The sequence below is a fragment of the Vibrio sp. 10N.247.310.98 genome, from assembly GCF_041467395.1.
GTDB lineage: Bacteria > Pseudomonadota > Gammaproteobacteria > Enterobacterales > Vibrionaceae > Vibrio > Vibrio crassostreae_C.
On the sequence record NZ_JBFSUL010000002.1, the window covers coordinates 69121 to 90298 of the forward strand.

Below are 21178 nucleotides of genomic sequence, written 5' to 3' on the forward strand. Positions count from 1 at the left end.
GTTGTTACTAGAGGGCATTACATGCCGCCGTGAGCACCTGGAGGTCCGAATACAAACACTTGCAGTGCCCAAACTAGGAAGCCGTAACCGCCTACAAAAGCCACACTTAATATTGGGAAGAGAACCACCGCGATGAAGAGGAAAGACTTCCACTCCAGCGAATGTTTTTCGCTAGTTTCAATTTTATTAACATCACTCATACATTTTGCCTATTTTGTATTTAGTAATTTCGAGTAACCCATTCTATGGGGCTAAAGTTCTTAAGTATCTAACGACAAATTTTAGACCATACTCAAAGTAGGGTTCAATCAAATCTCCCGTTATAACCCTTGCTAATCAATACTTTTTTGAGCTCATCCAAAGTTGTTTTTAGTTAAACAAAGTTATTAAAAAGTATTAACAAATGTGAAGAATTAAGTATATTTCACAAATGTTAAATTCCAACACCTGCGCAACCTTATTGTAACCAATTTTAACGTTTTACCTACTAAGTAGTAGCCAAAAATGCCTCAAAAAACCAATATTTTGTGGTTTGATTGTTAAATTATTGAGTATTTTTTAAAGCAACGGCTGAGAAGCTGAAATGCATCATTTGGCACTTTCAGATATGATGGGGACCTACTTAAAAGGAAACATTATGCAAGACGTTATTGATATATCTTGGTGGCAGTTATTGTTCTTCAGCTCACTTCTCTTGCTACCCATTACCATCAACCACAAGTTAAAACTCGGCCTTGGCAAAGAGGCTTCTATCAGCATCATTCGTATGGTTATTCAGCTATTTCTGGTGGGACTTTACCTAGAATACTTGTTCACTTTGAATAGTTTGTGGGTCAATTTGCTGTGGTTATTTACTATGATTATCGTCGGTGCAAGCTCGATTGTTGAAAAATCTAGACTGCCAAGAAACCTACTTTTGGCTCCTGTCGCCGTTAGCCTTGCGGTAACTTGTGTACCTATTGTCTTGTTCATCTGCTTTTTCATCATTAAGCCGACACCGGTTTTTAACGCGCAGTACCTTATCCCAATCGCAGGGATGTTATTGGGTAATAGCTTAAGCAGTAATATCGTGGCATTGCAGAACCTGTTTGGTGCCTTTGAAACACAGAAATCAGAATATGAAGCAGCAATCGCGTTAGGCGCGTCTCCTACTTATGCTGCTGCGCCTTTTGTACGTAATGCAATACAGAAAGCGATGTCCCCTATCATGGCCTCTATGGCAACCACAGGCTTAGTAACGCTGCCGGGAATGATGACTGGACAGATCTTAGGTGGTGCTTCACCGATGATCGCGATTAAGTATCAACTGATGATCATGCTGGCGATTTTCGTGATGATGAGCTGCTCTTTAGCACTTGCACTTCACCTCTCATTGAAGACATCTTTAACCAAAGAAGGGCGAGTTCTCGCTCAAATACAGCCTTCGAAATAGCCTCCCTGCTCCACTTAGATCTGGTTACTCACTGAATTTGAGACAGGTTATCCACAGAAACTGTGCATATCTTCCCTTTGATACTTAAAGGTTTGGGGCTTGAGTAGTTCAGATTGTCTTAAGTGGTATACATTTTGGCATACTTAATTCAGCGTAACTCAATCTATTATCTTAGTGTCAGACTCAAATCTACTGGTAAGATATTTCGTAAAAGCTTAAAAACAGATAGCCTACGTCTAGCCCAATCTATCGTTAATAAAATCAGAAGGATGTGTATTCTCATGGAAGCAGAGAAAGAGTTTCTCGAAGCAGTGGTAGAGCAAGAACTGAAACGTGTAATAAGTGGTTATACAGCGATCCTTTATCCTCGTTCAAAATCAGCAAAACAGTTACAGCAAGTTTACCAAGCCTCTATTAGTTCCAAACTGGCTCATAATTACAGTCAAGACGATTACGGTTATTCCGAACCTGTCCATGTACCAACTTTCGCAGAATTTAAAATCGAGCGTATCAGCCGTAACCTTAAAAAATCCGTCCCACAAGTTCATGACGGTGATATTGGTATCGAGGATTATTACCACCAGCCACAACAAGACCTCAATTTAATCAATACTTTTAACTCTCATCTGTCCGAGCAAGTCCTTGCAAACAAGTTAACCGAGGCTATGGCAACACTCGAAACCTTGAAACAAACTTTTGAAATTCCAGTCCCTTCTGTAGCACCTGTTCCCGAAGTAGTAATAGACACCACACCATTATGGGAAGATGGTTTACAGCAATTAATAGACGACAAACAATCCCCTCTTTACCAAAACGATAAAGGGAAGGTAGCCGAGGTCAAAACCGTAGAGGAGCGTATCAAGTGGTTATCTGGTTACTTCTCCCACTTCTTCAATGGTAAGCGTTTATCTCAAATAACCTACCGAGAACTAGACGAGGCATTCACCACATTGTCAGATTATCCTCAAGAAAAGTTTTCACCTTATAACAAGCAAAGTATTGCAGAGAATATCCAAGAAGCTTACGACCAAACCGTAGAAGAAGATCGTAAACAGGCTAGTATTCTGATCCGTGCCAAAATGTTCCTAAACAAATACTTCGACTACTTTTACCGTAAATCTGTGATCGAGGTGAACCCAGTTACATTAATGCGCTACAACCAAACTAAACCAAAGAAGAAGCGCGGAGCTTACAACCAAGAGCAGTTATCTATCCTTGAAACCTGTTGCCTATCAGAGCCTCTCAGCGACTACACAGCAGCCCTTTTAATTATACGGTATGCTGGCTTGAGAAACATTGAAATCCTTCGCCTGACAGCCTCCAGCATCCTAGAATCTAATGGTGTGCCTTATCTAGACGTAATCGGTACGAAGAACGATAACTCATCCCGTAAAATCCCAATCCACCAGAAACTTTATGACCTCGGCGTGATAGACTACCTTACATCGAACGGTAAATTCAAAATAACCTCTCAGCAACTTACAGTATGGTTTTCTCGCCTCACGGATAAACTGAATCTTCCGACATTTACAGAGAATGATGAAATTCTAACTTTCTATTCCCTTCGACATTCTTACGCCACTTCCTTAGCTAATGTTCCTTCAGCCTCCGATCCACAAATCGACATATTAATGGGACACGCTATCAAGGGAACGAAACGCCACTACATCGGAGCACTGTCTTTACAGTCATTACACAAGATAATAAACCAACTCAGATAATTTTAACTTTGTCAAGAATATTTATTGAGAATAGTTTGCATTTACAGTCAACCTCGTGCTATAATTACTAGTATAAATAAGGGATTGAGAGTGGTTACTTTCTTCCCTAACTAAATGAAACAATACAATTCGACCTACACTGTCTGCGCTCAATCCAGACTGGTGGGTTTTCTGCATCCTAAATTCGAGGTATCCCTTTTATGAAATTACAATTCGAGCAAGAAATTGCTAAGGCTTTTACACACTGCTTTGGTGGTCAATACAACAACATGGTCTTTGTGTCCTGCATCCTTTCAGACATTCCAGTATCAGACATCATCGCCAACCCTTTTAACTTTGGTTTACAAAACTTATCCCGTGCCACCATTTACAGCACATACAGCCGCACCAAACGCAAACTTAGAGACGGTGGTTTCATCAATGAATAATGATTTTACTTGTTACCTCGTAGGTTTCGCCCTTGGTGTATTAGCAAGCCACCCCTTAACAGCAACACTCGCAAATGACCTTTTCCACCTTTTAACCCAAATCAAATAAGGAGACATTTTATGTCTATCAAGAAACAAATCGCACCTCAAGCAGTCATTACTAATGAAGCTCACAAAGCTAACACAGTTTTACGTTCAGCCTTTCCGAAGGTGGAGCAATTCATCGCTTATGCAGAATCCCGATGGGTATCATTCAACGGTTTAGTAATTGACACCTTTTTAAACGAAGCCTCTAACCCTGAAACAATCGAAACCCACGCCCACCACTTCGGACACGAACTATTTTCATTCGAAGACGACATTACCCTAAAGGAACTGGTACTGAATGAAGCTTAAAAACCTGACCTATTACAATTGGGAGGAGTTCTATTCCTTCCTATACACCCAAATAGCTAACGCCGGACACTTCCACATTCATAGCACCACCGCGGAGGTCATAATTCATTCAGTTTTAGGATTACCTAGACACCAAATCCACGAAATCATGGTTGAGAAATTCTCTGACCGTGAGTTCAACCCCCAGTACGTTAAATCTATCGCCAACAAGTACCGAGAAATCATCACCGAATTAAAGGAGCAATTAAAATGAAAAGTAATGCAAAAGTAGAAAAGAAACTTGAACAACTAATGAAGCGTTTTGATACAGCAATGTTGAATGCAATGGTGGATTCCGAGTTTATTCATGAACACCAAATCCGTCAGATTCAGATCCGTAAAGAGTGTCGTGATAAAACTTTAGCTATTCAGAAACAGTATGGTGTAACTCCCATGTTTTCATCCTCTGAACTTAAGCAACAGGAAGATACTTACCACCACAACCGCCAACAGTTTGAACAACATTACCCAGAATCTCGCCACCTCTTTTCTTGCAAGTATCTATAAGGAGCTAATCAAATGAAATCTACAAAACTATGTCTATATGGTGATGAGATGAAAATACTCTCTGACCTACAAAAACAAAACCCAGATGAGTCTATTACTCAACTTTTAAACCGTATCGTCCGTGAACATTCCCAACGTGAGGAAAACACTAAATGCAAGAAGGCAACCAAGAAGTAAAATCGGTTTGTGCTGCTGGTGGTTGTCGTAAAAAGCCCAAAGGTAAATCTAAGTATTGTGGTGATACCTGTAAAAAGAAAGCCAGTAGAAGTAAAACTAAGAAAGCGAAATCCAAATCTCAAACCAAAGCAAAACTAACCTGTTCAAATTGTCCAAACCCAATCAGCTACGGCAACAAATCAGGTCTATGTAAATCTTGTAAAGACCTCGAACGTATCGAACACCGTAAAGCCAACCTTTACCTATGCACTATTTCCGAGTGGTTAATCCATCACGCAGTAAGGCATGGCACAGTAGAGGTTTTACCTCGTGACAAGGACGGTATGGTTGCACTTTTAAAGCTCCGCTCATTCGCCCTTAAAGCTAACGGTCTGACTTTTAAAAAGGACACTTGGGAACTGGATAATTCCAAACGTTGTTACCATATCTGTCACCGCTTCCCACTTAAAGCTGAAGGTGGACGTATTGGTTTATTTGTTCGAGATAACCTTGTATTAGCTCCCGCAAGCCTTAACCTTAAAATGGGTAATGCTATTGGTTGTGAAAATGGACTATGGCTAGACCCAACTAATCTAGACCCAAAATTTAAAGTTTATAAAGGAATGGGTGGTGAAAGAATCTTCAACCTAATCGCTGAATGGTGTCCCTACATTGTTGAACACTTAATGCAGAAGACCAAAGACGGTGCATATCGTTTTTCCATTGTCCGTAATCGAAACAAACCAACCAAGCAACCTAAGGATATAGCAGGTCTTTATGATTACGATGTTTTTGACCATGAATGTATTGAGTCTTTCGGTAATACCATAAGTTTAAATGATTACTACCACGGACTTGAGGGTTATATATATGACCAAGGTTTTATGCACCTACTTACCACGCCAGCATCACCAAAAGATGTCCGTGAAATAGATGTGGAGGATGACTTAGAACACCTTTTTTAAACTCTACAAAAACTATAACGTTATAGCTAGTGCTTACCCGTCACATTAATGTGCACATAATTTACCTCTCAGCCCAGTCATACCAAGGGCTACAGCCAAAAAAACCGTGACACTTTTACCCTTATTTGTGCACAAAACACCTATCCAAGCACTAACCACATTCAAGGGGGCTTTCCCCCGCCACACTGTTCTTACTGAACAATACTGTTCTTTTTGAACAACACCATTTTAATTTATTCATTTTTCTTGAGGAGGAAAAAATGATTTACCCGAGATTACAGATTTATGATTACCACCGTGCACAACACGATTACCACTATCGGAACATCGTTCCAGACACGCTTTCCATACTTAAAACCATTGAACAGCCCTTACAACTCTCACACTGGTTACAAAGACCCAATTACAAACAACATTATCCTTTACCGAGATACACCCATAAACCTAAGAAAAGAAAAATCATATTACCAAGAAATCTTCCAGAATCATTCAAACGTAGTATTAGTATTTCCCCAAACCTTACCCAAGGCAAAAATAGACACATACAAGAAAAACGGTTTCACAACCTACAGAGAAAACGAATTCCAAATCCACACAAACCAATACCTATTTAACAACATGGATAAGTTATCCACCCATTTACCAAGACAAACAATCCCTAACACCTCATGGTCTGGTGACAAAGGTAGTGCATGTGAAGACCAATTCTTTCGTAACACTTCCTACGCCCTTGCAGATAACAACAAATACTCTGAAACATTCCGTGACCCATCAGGCAAACCCTACAAAGCTATGTCAGACGCTTTTTGCCCAATAACAGGACAACACATTGAAATCAAATCCCGTGGTTTAAACACTCACCCTGATAAACAATCCTGCGAAACCATGACAAACAAACTCTACCAATCTGGAACATACGATAAATTCACAGCCCTATGGCACTCATGGAGTCACAACATTTACAAACAACATGGAGTAAGTCAAAAACTGCAGGACAAATTTATAATCTTATTCCCAGATAACGCCATCGAATCCGGTAAACTCTCCGACCTAGATATGTCCCGTATGTTCGCCCTCGACATCGACTTCGATACTTTCAGCGGATACCAACAACGCATCAACAACAACATTACCTCGTACTTCCCCAACCTTGATTCTGTATCCCCGAAGTTGCGAATCCACTAGCGAAACCACTGTATTATTCACTAACTCACCCTCATCAATCAGGGGGTGCATCCCTGTATTATTCACTAGTTCTTTTCCACCTCCACTTCGGGGTATCTTTACCTCTAAACCTCCCAACCCTTTGTTATATCTGAGTTCTTACCCTGATATGACTCATTCTCGCACGAGAACCTCACTCTCACTTCTACCTTCCCACAATTCCACTCCCAAACACTCCCTGACAAGCTTCAGCGTCATTCTCCAACCTTTGTAATACCTACCTTCGTATACACTACTTGGTAATCTCCCGTCATTCTTAGACCCCTTTAAAATACCTCCATTTGCTAAGAAAACCCCTCGCGCGCGCCTCATTTCGACAAACATAGAAATAATACACACATTTTTACACCCTCACGACAGTGAACCCCTTATTCCATAAGGAATCCCTAATAAATCTACATGTGTAATACGAATAGAATTAAGTGTAATCCTTATATAAATAATGTGTTTTTATGTGATATTAAGTGATATTAATGTATATACCTGTTAGAAACTCTATCGTAATTATTGACACTGTTAGTAACCCATCCACCTTAGTTATTGACACCTATATTCAGAGTGTTAGAATCTATGTAGTTTTTGACACCTAAGGAGTTTACACATGAGCTATATCGGATATGCACGAGTCTCAACCCAAGACCAAAACCTTTCCACTCAGATCGAACAACTGGAATCAGCAGGATGCACCAAGATATTCCATGGTAAGCAATCTGGTAAGTCCGACGACAACCTTTCCAAACTCCGTGAAATGGTGGATTACGTAAGAGAGGGCGACATAGTATTAGTAACCAAGTTTGACCGCCTTGGTCGTTCCCTTAATCAGATCCTTGAAACAGTTCAAAAGCTACAATCCAAGGGTGTAATGGTAAGAACACTGGATGGACAAGTAGACACAAGTAACGATACCCCTATGGCAAAAGCTTTCACTCAACTACTTGGTGTATTCGCTGAACTGGAACATGGCATGATAACCGACCGCCTCCAATCTGGACGACAACGCACAGGACGACTTGGTGGTAGACCTTCAAAGCTAACCCCTGACCAACGCCAAACAATTAAGCACCGCCACGCTCAAGGTGAATCACAATCAGCTTTAAGTCGTGAGTATGGTGTATCACGAGCAACCATCATCAACATAGTTAAATAGAACACTGTTCGATATTTCTACATTCTAAGAAAAAATTATATGGGTAGCGGGGGAACTGGCTCAACACCCCTTAATCGGGTTTTAAGATATTTCTAAATCCACTCCCACAGAAACACCCATACCCTTTATTTCCCGCCCTCAGAATTTTTGGTATACTTTTTGGCATACATTCACCCTCTGAAACTACTTATCCTTCAACTTATACACAGAAACTGTGGATAACCAAATCAATATAGATCCTTTTTTGTCCATTTCGACCCAAGGGAAGATCATCGCCTTTGATCTTTGGGTGATTTCAAAGACATATACACACATGGTAATCAGCGCTGTTGCGTACTCAGATGATCATTAGAGAGATGAAGAAGTAGGTTTTCCACAAATAAAAAACGGCCTGCAATGCAGACCGTCTTGTAAATGTCATAAGTCAGTTCAGTGTTTTCACTGCGCCTTAACTCATCTCGTCAACTGAGTTAGTCACGCCATCTTTGTCGATAGCGCCACCTTTATTAGTCACGTAGGTAGATCAACCAGTACCACATGCCAACAAAGATACCGCCGCCAATGATGTTACCGATGGTAACGGGCAGCAAGTTGTTCATCAAAAAGTCCGCCATGTTCAGATCAACATAGTCCGCTGGGTTAGCGCCTGTCATTGTCCAAAATTCAGCCGGAGCAAATGTTTTGATGCCGATAGCTAAAGGCACTTGGAACATATTCGCAATACAGTGCTCGAAACCAGCCGATACGAACATCGCAACAGGCAAAATCATTACCGCAATTTTGTCAGTCAGTGTGCGTCCACTAAACGTCATCCATACCGCGATACAAACCAATACATTACACATGATGCCGAGCGCGATAGCTTGGATAAAATCGTGGTGCATCTTATGTTGGGAGATCGCCATTGCATTCAAACCCACTTGACCGTGGTCGAACATGTACTGTTTGGTCAGTAACATACAAGCCACCAGCAGCAATGCGCCAATCAAGTTACCTACATAAACTGTAGCCCAGTTCTTAACGAGCGTGCGCCAACTAATCTTGCCACTTGCACGAGCAACCAGAGTCAGCACCGAACTGGTAAATAGCTCACCACCGGTAACAACAACGAGAATTAAACCCAAGCTAAATGCAAGGCCACCTAATAGGCGAGTAATACCCCAAGGCAAATCACCAGCACCAGTCGTTACGATGGTGTAGAACACAAACGCAATACCGATGTGTATGCCAGCGGAAATCGCTAGGAGAAAAGATTTGATTGGATCTTTGGTTGCTTTACCTACGCCAATATCTGCAGCGCGCTCAGCCATTTGTGGCGGTAATAATGAGTCAAATTGGTTTAGATTCATGATGATTTACATTTTGAAACATGTCGTCGGGAGCGCGATAATCCTCTCTTTCATTTCTGAATTCAAGAGCTATTTTAGGCACAAAATAGCTCTAACAGCCTTGTTGAAAGCAAATAGTCCGAGTTATTCCAAATTCATACGACTTTAGTAGTAAAAAGAAAACTCTGCTGAATGATTAGTTATCAGCATAGAAAATAACACACCTATAAATATCAACAAGTTACGTTAAAACCAAAAGAATAACGTACACTAAAATGGCTCACAGAGCGCTTTTATTTCTAGATTTTGACATAGATCAACAGAACGTAAAAAAGCGCCCTAAGGCGCTTTTAACTCAATCACAAATAAAGAAATTAGTGATGCTAAACCGAAGGTTCAATCACTTCTTCTGATGATTGTTCTAGGGTTGAATCCTCTAGAGTAGATTCAACAGCCGGGGACATCACACCAGAGTCACTTTCGTTGGCAACTTTGCCACCTAAGCTTTTCAAACTATCCACTAACTCTTCTAAGCTTTTAATGTGAGCATCACTCTTGGTAATCTGCTCACCGAGCAACTCACTGTGCTTGGTTGCTTCAGACAGTTGCTGCGCTTGCTTCTGGTTTTCAGACTCCAGCTTAGCCAATTGCTCAGTCAAAGTTTCAATCTCTGACTTTAAAAGCCCTGTCATATCAGAGCTTTTTAACGCCTTAACACTCGCTACTATCTTCTGTGATTGCTGACGTAAACCAACATCACGGTAATCTTCATCATTAACGATTTGTGAAATGCTCAGTAGCTGGTTCTCGGCATTCAAAACCGACTGTTCGAACTGGTCGCCTTTTACGCTCGCCAGCACTTTGACTTCATGAGCGACACTGCGCACGTGGTTCAATTCAAACTCTGCAGCGTGAACCGCGTCTTCAATGATCGACTTTTCACGAGGGCTAGCTTTCACTTGGCTTTCGGCCAACGCAATTTGAGATGCTGCCTTAGCAAAGGTAAGCGGAGCAACGTCATCAAAATCTTCATCTTCCAAGAACTCTAATTCGTTCTTCAAAGGTTCGATGTATTTCTTATGCGCCACTTTAACTTCTAATAAGCGAGCATTGTTAAGAAATTCCACCTGCGCTTCTTGAGCGTCTTCAAGCTCATCGACCAGCACATACTCGAACAACTCGCTGTATTCTGAATACAAACGTTTGTAGCTCGAGGTAAACATGGTATCTGCGCCAAGAAACTTCAGGTAATCCATTTGGACAATCGAATCCGCGAGTACTCGATCAGCCTTCTTCTTTAACACTAAGATCGAGTCATAGTTTGATTTGATCAAAGCGATTTTTTCATCGAAGGCTTCAGCGTAAGTTAGGCTCGAAAAAATGGAGTAACTCTTGGTTATCCGAGTTTCGTCTTTAAGTAAGTCCGCATAAATGCTTTCAGCATCATCCCATGCGTCTAATAGTTCATTGTAATTCTCTGGTGCATAGAGAGACAATTGATCATGATCTTCAAGCTTAACTTCCCATTCGGAGTAAACGCTTTGGACAGACTGAAATGAACGGACCTCTATTGTCGATTCATTATTGTTGTTTGTGGTTTGGTTCGCGTCTGTCTGCTCTGAGGGTGTGCTTTGACAACCTGAGATAGCAAATAGCATACTGATCGTTAATGCTACTTTGTTCGCTCTCACTTATGCATATCCTTTTTATACAATATTCGCTCAATGCAAATTATTTCTAGTCACAATATATTACAACCACTTAGCAATAAACATCACTGATGATTTAAGTGGGTGCAAATCACCCAATATAACCAAAATAAACTCATCACTCGATGATTAATCAATCAATTTGGTATCACTTATCAATTCTCTTTATTTGCTATTGCCTGAGCCGAGAATGCGCACTAAGGTGAAGGTAGAGAACGTTATGAATATATAGGTTAATTATGAAGTACAACGCTGAACATATTGCTGATTTAAACCTCCTTCTTCAATTTGATGTAAGTAGTGCAGCTACTGGAATTAAAGTCCATCAAGAGGCTGCTCAAGAAACTCAAGACGCTGTTAAGCGCCTATTCGAAAAAAACCTTTGTACTCAGCCAGACGGCGGTTACCTAACAGATGAAGGTATCGAGATGGCAGAGCGCGCAGACAAGCTTCTTCGCGTACTAAACTAAAGCTCCATTGTTCTAGTAAAAACTCCACTTGCTTCGGCCGTGGAGTTTTTTCATTTTTGGGCAAAGCTTTGTTAGGCTTATTGTAAATTCGTCATTTGCAGTTGTGAGGAACACATGGCTTCTATATTTATTGTCGGTGCAGGATGGGTAGGTGCACCTTTATCTGAACATTTAGAAAAACATGGTAACCGAGTAGTGGTCACGAAAACGACCCAAGCGGGAGCAGATGCCATTGGTAGCGAACAAATTCCATGTGAAGTGTTTAGCTTTGATTCATCCGATCCACAACAGACTATCGGGCGACTCTATTCATTGTTACTCGAAAACAACACTGAAATTGTGATTGGCAGCTTCCCTCCTGGCTTTAGAAAAGGAGCAGGACAAGAGTATGCCGACTACTGGCAGCAACTCACCAATGCATGCCAAAAGGCCAACATTAAAAAGCTCATTATGGTTAGTTCAACTACGGTATACCCAACTAAGCCGGGTGTGCTGAACGAGCTGGATGCATCACTCCCCCTTTCGACCTCAGATAACGAGCACGCGTCTTTATTTTCCGATAACGCACGAATCATGCTGCAAGCTGAACAGTCAGTGATTGATTCCGGTATCGACTACACCATTCTTCGCTTTAGTGGCTTAATCGGCCCAAGCCGTCACCCATCACGCTTCGCAAGCAAGTTAAAACAAGTCAGCACTCAAGCTCCAGCCAACATGCTGCACCTTGATGATGCAATTGGTGCTGTCGATTTCGCTATCAGTCAACTGCACAATGAAATAGTTAACGTGACCACACCAAATACAGTCAGTAAGGCGGAGTTTTATGCCGCGGCACTGAAAAGCGCCAACAGCAGTGAGCCTCTGCCCGCTGTTGTTGATACCCCAGACAAGTTAATCTCTTCGAAGAAGATTCTCGACTTAGGTTATTCATTTAAATTCGAATCCACACTGGACGCACTTCATGACTGAACAATCTATAGCTAACAAAGATCCCAACATAAAACTGCATCGCTCAGTCGACACCCTTTGGAACTTTATGTCTATGGGTCACAAGGTTACGCCTTCCGACTGTATCTTTGTATTGTGTAGCAACGATACTCGCGTCGCTGAATATGCAGCCGAGCTTTATCACCAAAAGGTCGCGCCTTACATCGTTTTTTCTGGCGGTGTTGGACGCTTTACCGAAGGAAGCTTTGAGCGCTCAGAAGCAGAAGCATTCGCTTCTATCGCACGAGATTGTGGTGTGCCTGACTCTGACATTATCATAGAGAAACACGCGACAAATACTGGGGAAAATGTACGATTCACTCATGAGTTGCTGACAGAAAAAGGGTTATCGCCGAAGAGGTTAACCTTAGTTCAGAAGCCCTTCATGGAGAAACGTACCTACGCCACCTTCAGTAAACAGTGGCCTGACGAAACTTCCGAGATTACCGTGACGTCACGATGGCAAACTTGGGATGATTACTTTAACGAAGAGCTACCGTTAGACATGGTGTTAGGCGCATTAATTGCTGATTATGAGCGAATCAAAATCTACCCAGCGAAAGGCTTTCAGATTGAGATGCCGATCCCCGACGACGTTGACCACGCCTATCAAGCATTGAAGAAGCTCGGTTTCGAATAAGCAAAAGTTAGATTTTGAACAAAGTAAAAGCTCGGCTTGGAAGAAAGCAAAACACAGGCCCAATAAACAAAAACGGTGACACTTGGTCACCGTTTTTCGTTCTTTCGCGTTAGCAATGTCAGCATCTGTAGGTCAGCTTATTTACCTAACGCTTCTTTGTAGTGCAGACGGCAAACAGAAACGTATTTATCGTTACCACCAATAGCTACTTGGTCACCTTCAGCAATCGCCACACCATGCTCGTCGGTACGAATGACCATGTTCGCTTTACGGCCACAGTGACAAATTGTTTTAAGCTCAACAAGTTTATCTGCCCAAGACAGTAAGTAACGGCTACCTTCAAACAGTTCACCCAAGAAATCGGTACGTAGGCCGTAACAAAGTACTGGGATATGCAGCTTATCAACCACCTCTGTTAATTGGTACACCTGCTCCTTCGATAAAAATTGGCACTCATCGATCAACACACAATGACGCTTTTCTTCCTCATTGAGCTTTTTGATCGCATCAAACATGTTGGTGTCATTTTTAAACAGCTGAGCTTCAGATTGCAGACCAATTCGTGAGCTCACTTTACCGATACCATAGCGATCGTCCAACGCTGCCGTAAAGATCACTGGCGTCATGCCACGTTCTTGGTAGTTGAATGAAGATTGAAGAAGCGTTGTTGATTTACCCGCATTCATTGCCGAGTAATAAAAATACATCTGAGCCACAGAAATATTCCTGTTAATTAAAAGTTGAAGATAGAAAAGGTGAAAATAGAGAATTCGTGCTAGAAAAAAGGGCTGAAAATCAGCCCTTTTTATAAGATTTACTTACGACGCCAAGTCGTACCTTCTGGGCCATCTTCCAGAACAATACCCAACTCGTTTAGCTTATCACGTGCAAGATCGGCGTTTGCCCAATCCTTTGAAGCACGAGAATCGTTACGCAGTTTGATCAACGCTTCGATTTCAGCCACTTCGTCGCCGTTACCTGCCGCATCGCCTTGTAGGAAGGCTTCTGGCTCTTGGTGAAGAATACCGATGATGTCTGCTAGTTCACGCATCAGTGCACCAAGTCCGCTTGCTCTTTCAATGCTTTCAGGCTTGATACGGTTGATTTCACGAGCCATTTCAAACAGTACTGAATAAGCTTCAGGTGTGTTGAAATCATCGTTCATCGCTGTAGAGAATCGAGTCACGTACTCTTCGCCACCAGCAGGAGCTGCTGTAAGGTCTAGACCACGAAGTGACGTGTATAGACGCTCTAGTGATGCGCGAGCTTGGTTTAGGTTATCTTCGCTGTAGTTTAGCTGGCTACGGTAGTGACCAGACATTAGGAAGTAACGTACCGTTTCAGCATCGTAATGTGCTAGAACGTCACGGATAGTGAAGAAGTTACCTAGTGACTTAGACATCTTTTCTTTGTCTACCATCACCATACCACTGTGCATCCAAGTATTTACATACTGAGTGCCGTGCGCGCAGCAAGACTGTGCGATTTCGTTTTCGTGGTGAGGGAACTGCAGATCTGAACCACCACCGTGGATATCGAAGTGGTTACCAAGAATAGACGAGTTCATTGCTGAACATTCGATGTGCCAACCTGGACGACCCGGGCCCCATGGCGATTCCCATGTAGGTTCACCTGGTTTAGACATCTTCCAAAGAACGAAGTCTAATGGACTACGTTTTGCAGATTCAACATCAACGCGAGCACCCGCTTGAAGCTGATCAAGGTCTTGCTTAGAAAGCTTACCGTATTCGTCGAATTTCTTTACTTCAAACATCACGTCGCCGTTGCTTGCAACGTATGCGAAACCACGTTCAATCAGCTTTTCAACAAGCTCGATGATTTCAGTGATGTATTCTGTCGCACGAGGCTCAACATCTGGACGCTTCATGTTCAATGCATCAAAGTCAGCGTGCATCTCACCGATTAAACGCTCAGTCAGAGAGTCACAAGACTCACCGTTTTCGTTAGCGCGCTTGATGATTTTGTCATCGATATCTGTGATGTTACGAACGAAGTTCAAATCGTAACCAAGGTAACGAAGGTAACGAGTTACTACGTCGAAAGAAACGAACGTACGACCATGACCAATATGACAGAGATCGTATATGGTTACCCCACAGACATACATGCCGACTTTGCCAGCTGTAATTGGTTTGAATTCCTCTTTCTGTCTTGTGAGCGTGTTATATATCTTCAGCATGATCTCTATCTATTTTATGGATTAATCAAAATAAGCTCGCAGTATAACAAGTCATACCTTAATAGGTAATCCCCAAAAGCAGGAATTACTTTAAACATCTGAGTTAAGTGAATGATTTGATGATTTGAAAGTCCGCCAACATGCGCTAGAATTCGAACTTCATATTAAAAAGACAGTAAGGTAACAATCATGATCATCCTTCACACAAATTTTGGTGATATCAAAGTTCAACTTAACGAAGAAAAAGCACCAGAAACAAGCGCAAACTTTCTACAGTATTGCCGTGACGGTTTCTACGACAACACACTATTCCACCGTGTTATCGATGGTTTCATGATTCAAGGCGGCGGCATGACTTCTGGCCTTAAAGAAAAGGCAACTCGTGCAACGATCAAGAACGAAGCAAACAACGGTCTAGCGAACAAAGTTGGTACGCTAGCAATGGCTCGTACTATGGAACCGCATTCAGCCAGCTCTCAGTTCTTCATCAACGTTAACGACAACTCTTTCCTAAACTTCCGTAGCGAAAGCCTAGACGGTTGGGGCTACTGTGTATTCGCAGAAGTTGTTGAAGGCATGGACATCGTAAACAAGATTAAAGGTGTTAGCACTGGTTCTATGGGTATGCACCAAGATGTACCTCTAGAAGAAGTGATCATCACTGGTACTACAATCGAAGCTTAATTCATCGCTTTCGGTTAGTATTGATGAGCCGATAAAATCAGGATATAGGGAGCGAATCGCTCCCTTTTTTTAGACCTATGAAAACATATTTTATATCAGATCTGCACCTTTCTCCGTCACGACAAGACATCACAGACTGCTTCTTAACCTTTATGAAGAAAGAAGCCGTAGAAGCGGATGCACTTTACGTATTAGGTGACCTTTTCGAATTCTGGATTGGTGACGATGATAAGAGTGAATTCGCGACTTCTATCCGCCAAGCGTTTATCGACTTAGTGAAAACAGGCGTGCCTTGTTACTTTACTCAAGGGAACCGCGACTTCTTAGTCGGCAAAAAATTTGCTAAGCAAACGGGCGTACAACTTCTCGACGAAGTTTCTACGATCGATATCTACGGGCAAAAAGCGGTAGTATTGCATGGAGACACTCTATGTACTGAAGATGTAAAGTACCTCGCCTTTCGCGAAAAAGTGCATCAGCCATGGTTACAATGGGTCTTCAACCGAATTCCATTTTTCATCAAGAAGAAAATTGTTTCAAAGGTTCAATCAGATATCAAAGATGACAAGCAGACCAAGTCTCTCGACATCATGGATGTGACACAGCAAGAAGTCGAAGATGTGATGGAACGAAACAATGTCGATCTGATGATCCACGGCCATACTCACCGCCCAGACATCCATACATTTAATGCTAACAATTGCACTAAAACCCGTATCGTACTTGGCGATTGGTATACGCAAGGCTCAGTGCTGGTGTTCACGCCGCAAAGTTTTGAACTACAGAATCGAGCGTTTAGCAATAGCTTTTAACATCACGCTTAAACTTTCACTTTGATTATTATTGTCGGTCAGACTTTCTTAGAAAGTGTATGGTAATTTCTAGTGAATTAGCTATTATCTCTCTACCAGAAATAAACCGAACACAGTACCAAGTTGAAATATTCATACGTAGCGCGTCAACCAATACTCGACACAGGCAAGAAAACCATAGGTTACGAGTTGCTATTCAGGGATGGTCCTAAGAACACTTTCCCTGAAGTAGAGCCGGAGCTCGCTACTAGCCGTTTGCTTTCCGATCACTTCTTATCGACCCACTATAATACGTTGGGTGATAAGCTTGGGTTCGTGAACTTCCCATATGCAAGCCTAATCAACTTAGTCCCTACTCTGTTCCCCAAAGAAAGCCTCGTTGTTGAGGTTCTTGAAGACTGCGAACCAACAGACGAATTACTTGAAGCAATCAAAACCATCTTTGACGCGGGTTATACCATTGCGCTAGACGACTTTGTGCCAAGTAAAGCTTGGAAGCGCTTCTTACCCTACGTTTCAATTATCAAGTTCGATATCCGTTTGACGCCAATTGCCAAAGCAGCGATGTTTATGAACTCTCTCAAAGGGCTAGATATCAAGTTCCTTGCTGAGAAAGTAGAAACGTACGAAGAATACCAAGAAGCGAAAAAAGCAGGCTTCACCTACTTTCAAGGTTATTTCTTTAGCAAGCCAGAGATGATCCAAACGCGTGCGCTCAACCCGGCATTCCTGACGACTGTTCAGCTGTTAAAAGAGATTGCGCACGACCCTATCGACTTTGGTGAAGTAGAGCGTTTGATTACGCTCGATGTGACCATGTCGTATAAGCTACTTACCTACGTAAACTCCGCTGGCGGTTCACCAACAACGATTCGTTCATTCCGCCAAGCGCTTATTTACCTTGGTGAACAAAAGCTGCGTAAGTTCGTTTCACTTGTGGCGATCGCATCAGCGAAAGAAGACAAGCCGGACTCACTCTACGGTTTAGCGGTATTACGCGCGCGTCAATGTGAGCTCTTAGTCGAGAAGATGAATGTGAAGGTTGAGCCAGGACAAGCCTTTTTGACCGGTATGTTCTCGCTACTGGATTCACTGTTTGACCAACCGTTGAAGCAAGTACTGGACTCAGTGCCAATCGACGATGAGATTAAACAGGCCCTTATCCAACGTAAAGGCGTGTTAGGTGCTGTATTGGCGATGGTCGTTGCTTATGAACAAGCTCGTTGGGATGAAGCGACTCGTATTCGCCAGCTTCTCAAACTGAGTGAAGCTCAACTTGGTCAAGCTTATGACGAAGCGACAACTTGGGCCCAAGAGCTATTGGCTCCAGCCCTGAAATAACATACTTCGTACTATAGCTTTAATAGTTTCAATAGAAACTAAGCTTTGGTGAGCGATCGTTTCTTGGTAAACTCCCACGCATTCATTTATGGCCTCTTAATAGAGGCCATTTTTACAGGACCTGACTATGTCTTTATGCCCATGCGGTAGCAACAATACTTACCAACAGTGCTGTGAATCAGCGCACCTTAACCACAGTGCCGTTGAAACACCAGAGCAATTAATGCGCTCTCGTTATTCAGCACACGTGCTGGGTTTGGTTGACTATGTTGTTGCGACTTACCACCCTAGCTGCAATGCAGAAGCACAAAGAGAAGGCATTGCCGAATCTATCAACAGTGATTGGGCAGGACTAGAAGTCATCGATACTGCGGTAGGCTCGCACCAAGACGAAGGCTTTGTTGAGTTTAAAGCTTACTTCAATGAAGAAGGCGCACAATACTGCATGCAAGAACGCTCTCGCTTTATACGTGAAGACGGTCTTTGGTACTACATTGATGGTACCTTCCCAGAGCAGGAACAAACTACACAACCAGAAATTGACCCACGCTTAAATCAAACCGTTGAGAGCTTTAAAATCGGCCGTAATGATCCGTGTATTTGTGGCAGTGGTAAGAAATACAAGAAGTGCTGCGGGTAACTCGTTCGACTAAGAAGTCAGATTGAGAGAAGAGATTCCTGATGTCGCTTAGGCTCCTCGGAATGACGCAAAGTCAGAGGTTAGAAAAGTGACGTAGGGCTTAGAAATCTTGAAAATTAAAAAACTAAAAAGCCCCGTAAACATGTTTGTTTGCGGGGCTTTTGTCTGTCTTTTACGCGGTTCTATTAATCTAAAGAGAGCTTACTTATGACGCTCTTTCAGCTTGTTTACCACATCATCCATCGATAAGCCTTGGTCTTGAAGAAGAACCATTAGGTGGTAAATCAAATCTGCTGATTCACACACTAACTCCGCCTTATCGCCCGACGTCGCCGCAAGCGCGACTTCAACGCCTTCTTCGCCCACTTTTTGCGAAATACGCTTGGTGCCACGGGCATATAGACTGGCAGTATAAGAAGATTCAGGATCGGCGTCCTTGCGGGCAGCCAATAGCTGCTCAAGCTGATGAAGCCACACCATCTGAGACTCTTCTTGCTTGTCTCCATCCCAACACGTTGTTGTACCTGTGTGGCACGTTGGACCAATGGGATTAACTTTAACCAGTAAGGTGTCGCTGTCACAGTCCAAGGCGATGTTTTGCAGTTGCAATACATTGCCCGACGTTTCACCTTTCGTCCAAAGACGCTCTTTTGTGCGAGAGAAAAACGTCACATTGCCAGTTTCACCCGTTTTCTCAAGTGCGGCTGGGTTCATGTATCCCATCATTAGCACTTGGCTTGACTGGTAATCTTGAACAATCGCTGGCACTAAGCCATCTACTTTTTCCCAGTTAATACGCTCTGACAATGCGCCTACTTCTGTTTTTGATAAGCTTACGGGTTCAAAACTCATAGTCGCACCTCTACATCTTGTTGTTTTAAATACTGTTTAAGTTCACCAATATTGATGACTTGTTTGTGGAATACCGAAGCCGCAAGTGCTCCATCCACGTTGGTCTTTTTATAAGCTTCAGCAAAGTGCTCCATTGCACCAGCTCCACCAGAGGCAATCAATGGCACATTACACACTTCACGCACCATGTTTAACTGATCGATATCATAGCCGTTACGAACGCCATCTTGGTTCATCATGTTTAACACAATCTCACCTGCGCCACGCTTCTGTACTTCCTGCACCCAATCTTTGGTTTCCCATTTGGTTGCTTTAGTACGCGCTTCATCGCCTGTAAATTGGTAAACCTGATATTTACCGGTTTCTTTGTCGAAGTATGAATCGATACCGACAACGATACACTGAACGCCAAACTTATCAGCAAGGTCAGTAATCAGCTGTGGATTAGCCAATGCCGGTGAGTTGATTGACACTTTATCCGCACCAAACTCAAGAATGCGCGCTGCATCTTCTGCTGATTTAATACCACCAGCGACACAGAAAGGGATATCGATCACTTCAGCTACGCGTTTCACCCAGCTTTTATCGACCACACGGCCATCACTTGATGCGGTGATGTCATAAAATACCAATTCATCGGCGCCCTCTTCTGCATAGCGTTGTGCTAGCGGAACGATGTCACCAATAATTTCGTGGTTACGGAACTGAACGCCCTTAACCACTTGTCCGTCACGGACATCCAAACAAGGGATTATTCGCTTTGCCAACATGCAAATGCCTCCTCTGCGGTAAACTTGCCATCAAGTAGCGCACGACCCACAATCACACCCGCAACACCGCTGCCTTTAAGCGCTTCGATATCAGCTAGGCTGCCAATGCCGCCCGATGATTGGAATTGCACTTGTGGGTACTGCTTACAAAGATCAACATAGAGCTCTACGTTTGATCCTTCTAGCGTGCCGTCACGTGAAATATCGGTACACAGCACGTGTTTAAGGCCAACCGTGAGGTAGTCTTCAATCAGCGCTTCAATAGTCACACCTGAATCTTCTTGCCAACCTGAAATCGCCACTTTACGTGTGCCGCTTTCATCAATGTTGATGTCTAGAGCCAGCACGATTTTTTCCGCGCCATACTTCTCCATCCAACCTTTCACCAACTCAGGTTGCTTAACGGCTGTAGAACCAACCACAACGCGCTGTGCGCCAGCTTCTAGCAGATCAACGACATCTTGTTCGTTACGCACGCCACCACCAATCTGGATGTTCGCAGGCGTGCTAGCAAGGAGCTTAGCAATCAAGTCTAACTGACGAGCCGTTGTGTCTTTTGCGCCCGTTAAGTCAACAAGGTGCAGCCAGCCAGCGCCAGCTTGGTGGTACAGATTAAACTGCTCTGCTGGGTCTACTTTGTATTCTGTTACTTGCCCGTAGTCTCCTTGGAATAAGCGAACTACTTGGCCTTCAATTAAATCTAACGCGGGAATAATCATTTACATTCCTT

23 protein-coding genes are annotated in these 21178 nt (G+C 42.8%); 15 read left to right on the forward strand and 8 right to left on the reverse strand.

Going from position 1 to position 21178, the window contains the following annotated elements; genetic code table 11:
* Positions 1-17: 17 nt before the first annotated feature.
* Positions 18-200 carry a trimethylamine N-oxide reductase system protein TorE gene (gene torE / locus AB6E78_RS01185; RefSeq protein WP_017060298.1) on the reverse strand — a complete coding sequence of 61 codons (183 nt, stop codon included), beginning with the start codon at positions 198-200 and terminating at the stop codon, positions 18-20.
* Positions 201-637: 437 nt separating this feature from the next.
* Here torE and AB6E78_RS01190 point away from each other — a divergent pair, with 437 nt between their 5' ends.
* From AB6E78_RS01190 to AB6E78_RS01225, 8 genes are all read left to right on the forward strand, one after another.
* Positions 638-1432: an ABC transporter permease gene (locus AB6E78_RS01190; protein ID WP_050645084.1), complete on the forward strand. Its 795-nt coding sequence runs from the start codon at positions 638-640 to the stop codon at positions 1430-1432.
* Positions 1433-1713: 281 nt separating this feature from the next.
* On the forward strand, positions 1714-3153 hold the full coding sequence (locus AB6E78_RS01195; RefSeq protein WP_372132403.1) for a hypothetical protein: 1440 nt from the start codon (positions 1714-1716) through the stop codon (positions 3151-3153).
* A gap of 200 nt (positions 3154-3353) precedes the next feature.
* Entirely contained in the window at positions 3354-3581 is a 228-nt protein-coding gene (locus AB6E78_RS01200; RefSeq protein ID WP_372132400.1) for a hypothetical protein, read from the forward strand.
* Between the two features lie 120 nt (positions 3582-3701).
* Entirely contained in the window at positions 3702-3977 is a 276-nt protein-coding gene (locus AB6E78_RS01205) for a hypothetical protein (RefSeq protein WP_372132397.1), read from the forward strand.
* A 249-nt stretch (positions 3978-4226) separates the two neighbouring features.
* Complete coding sequence (locus AB6E78_RS01210) at positions 4227-4523, forward strand: hypothetical protein (RefSeq protein WP_372132394.1); 297 nt, start codon at positions 4227-4229, stop codon at positions 4521-4523.
* Between the two features lie 152 nt (positions 4524-4675).
* Entirely contained in the window at positions 4676-5644 is a 969-nt protein-coding gene (locus AB6E78_RS01215; protein WP_372132391.1) for a hypothetical protein, read from the forward strand.
* Between the two features lie 285 nt (positions 5645-5929).
* Entirely contained in the window at positions 5930-6829 is a 900-nt protein-coding gene (locus AB6E78_RS01220) for a hypothetical protein (protein ID WP_372132388.1), read from the forward strand.
* 640 nt (positions 6830-7469) lie between these two features.
* Entirely contained in the window at positions 7470-8015 is a 546-nt protein-coding gene (locus tag AB6E78_RS01225; RefSeq protein WP_372132385.1) for a recombinase family protein, read from the forward strand.
* A 506-nt stretch (positions 8016-8521) separates the two neighbouring features.
* Here AB6E78_RS01225 and focA read toward each other — a convergent pair.
* Together focA and AB6E78_RS01235 are read right to left on the reverse strand one after the other, a co-directional pair.
* Complete coding sequence (gene focA, locus AB6E78_RS01230) at positions 8522-9364, reverse strand: formate transporter FocA (protein WP_017060282.1); 843 nt, start codon at positions 9362-9364, stop codon at positions 8522-8524.
* Positions 9365-9726: 362 nt separating this feature from the next.
* Entirely contained in the window at positions 9727-11034 is a 1308-nt protein-coding gene (locus AB6E78_RS01235) for an ATPase (protein WP_102319775.1), read from the reverse strand.
* A 257-nt stretch (positions 11035-11291) separates the two neighbouring features.
* On the opposite strand from AB6E78_RS01235, the gene AB6E78_RS01240 reads away from it, so the two are divergent.
* From AB6E78_RS01240 to AB6E78_RS01250, 3 genes are all read left to right on the forward strand, one after another.
* The gene (locus AB6E78_RS01240; protein ID WP_017060280.1) at positions 11292-11522 is read left to right on the forward strand and encodes a TIGR02647 family protein; all 231 of its coding nucleotides are present in this window, start codon (positions 11292-11294) and stop codon (positions 11520-11522) included.
* Positions 11523-11636: 114 nt separating this feature from the next.
* A complete protein-coding gene (locus AB6E78_RS01245; protein WP_017060279.1) occupies positions 11637-12491 on the forward strand; it encodes an NAD(P)H-binding protein in 855 nt (284 codons plus the stop codon).
* A complete protein-coding gene (locus tag AB6E78_RS01250) occupies positions 12484-13149 on the forward strand; it encodes a YdcF family protein (protein ID WP_102319774.1) in 666 nt (221 codons plus the stop codon). Before AB6E78_RS01245 ends, AB6E78_RS01250 begins: the two co-directional genes overlap by 8 nt.
* A gap of 137 nt (positions 13150-13286) precedes the next feature.
* Here the strand turns inward: AB6E78_RS01250 and AB6E78_RS01255 are convergent, their stop codons facing one another.
* Together AB6E78_RS01255 and cysS are read right to left on the reverse strand one after the other, a co-directional pair.
* On the reverse strand, positions 13287-13865 hold the full coding sequence (locus tag AB6E78_RS01255; protein ID WP_017060277.1) for a thymidine kinase: 579 nt from the start codon (positions 13863-13865) through the stop codon (positions 13287-13289).
* A 98-nt stretch (positions 13866-13963) separates the two neighbouring features.
* On the reverse strand, positions 13964-15349 hold the full coding sequence (gene cysS, locus AB6E78_RS01260; RefSeq protein ID WP_102319773.1) for a cysteine--tRNA ligase: 1386 nt from the start codon (positions 15347-15349) through the stop codon (positions 13964-13966).
* Positions 15350-15538: 189 nt separating this feature from the next.
* Between cysS and AB6E78_RS01265 the strand changes: the two genes are divergently transcribed.
* The 4 genes from AB6E78_RS01265 (at position 15539) to AB6E78_RS01280 (ending at position 18826) form a co-directional block, all read left to right on the forward strand.
* Complete coding sequence (locus tag AB6E78_RS01265) at positions 15539-16033, forward strand: peptidylprolyl isomerase (protein ID WP_017060275.1); 495 nt, start codon at positions 15539-15541, stop codon at positions 16031-16033.
* Between the two features lie 77 nt (positions 16034-16110).
* Entirely contained in the window at positions 16111-16845 is a 735-nt protein-coding gene (gene lpxH, locus AB6E78_RS01270) for a UDP-2,3-diacylglucosamine diphosphatase (RefSeq protein WP_065675744.1), read from the forward strand.
* A 123-nt stretch (positions 16846-16968) separates the two neighbouring features.
* On the forward strand, positions 16969-18186 hold the full coding sequence (locus tag AB6E78_RS01275; RefSeq protein WP_102319772.1) for an EAL and HDOD domain-containing protein: 1218 nt from the start codon (positions 16969-16971) through the stop codon (positions 18184-18186).
* A gap of 127 nt (positions 18187-18313) precedes the next feature.
* Positions 18314-18826, forward strand: coding sequence for a YchJ family protein (locus AB6E78_RS01280; RefSeq protein ID WP_102319771.1), 513 nt, complete (start codon positions 18314-18316; stop codon positions 18824-18826).
* Positions 18827-19027: 201 nt separating this feature from the next.
* Here the strand turns inward: AB6E78_RS01280 and hisIE are convergent, their stop codons facing one another.
* The 3 genes from hisIE to hisA are packed head-to-tail and all read right to left on the reverse strand — an operon-like array spanning position 19028 to position 21167.
* Complete coding sequence (hisIE, locus tag AB6E78_RS01285; RefSeq protein ID WP_017060271.1) at positions 19028-19678, reverse strand: bifunctional phosphoribosyl-AMP cyclohydrolase/phosphoribosyl-ATP diphosphatase HisIE; 651 nt, start codon at positions 19676-19678, stop codon at positions 19028-19030.
* Complete coding sequence (gene hisF / locus AB6E78_RS01290; RefSeq protein WP_017060270.1) at positions 19675-20448, reverse strand: imidazole glycerol phosphate synthase subunit HisF; 774 nt, start codon at positions 20446-20448, stop codon at positions 19675-19677. The genes hisIE and hisF overlap by 4 nt, the downstream gene beginning before the upstream one ends.
* A complete protein-coding gene (gene hisA, locus AB6E78_RS01295) occupies positions 20430-21167 on the reverse strand; it encodes a 1-(5-phosphoribosyl)-5-[(5-phosphoribosylamino)methylideneamino]imidazole-4-carboxamide isomerase (RefSeq protein ID WP_012604374.1) in 738 nt (245 codons plus the stop codon). The genes hisF and hisA overlap by 19 nt, the downstream gene beginning before the upstream one ends.
* Between the last annotated feature and the right edge of the window lie 11 nt (positions 21168-21178).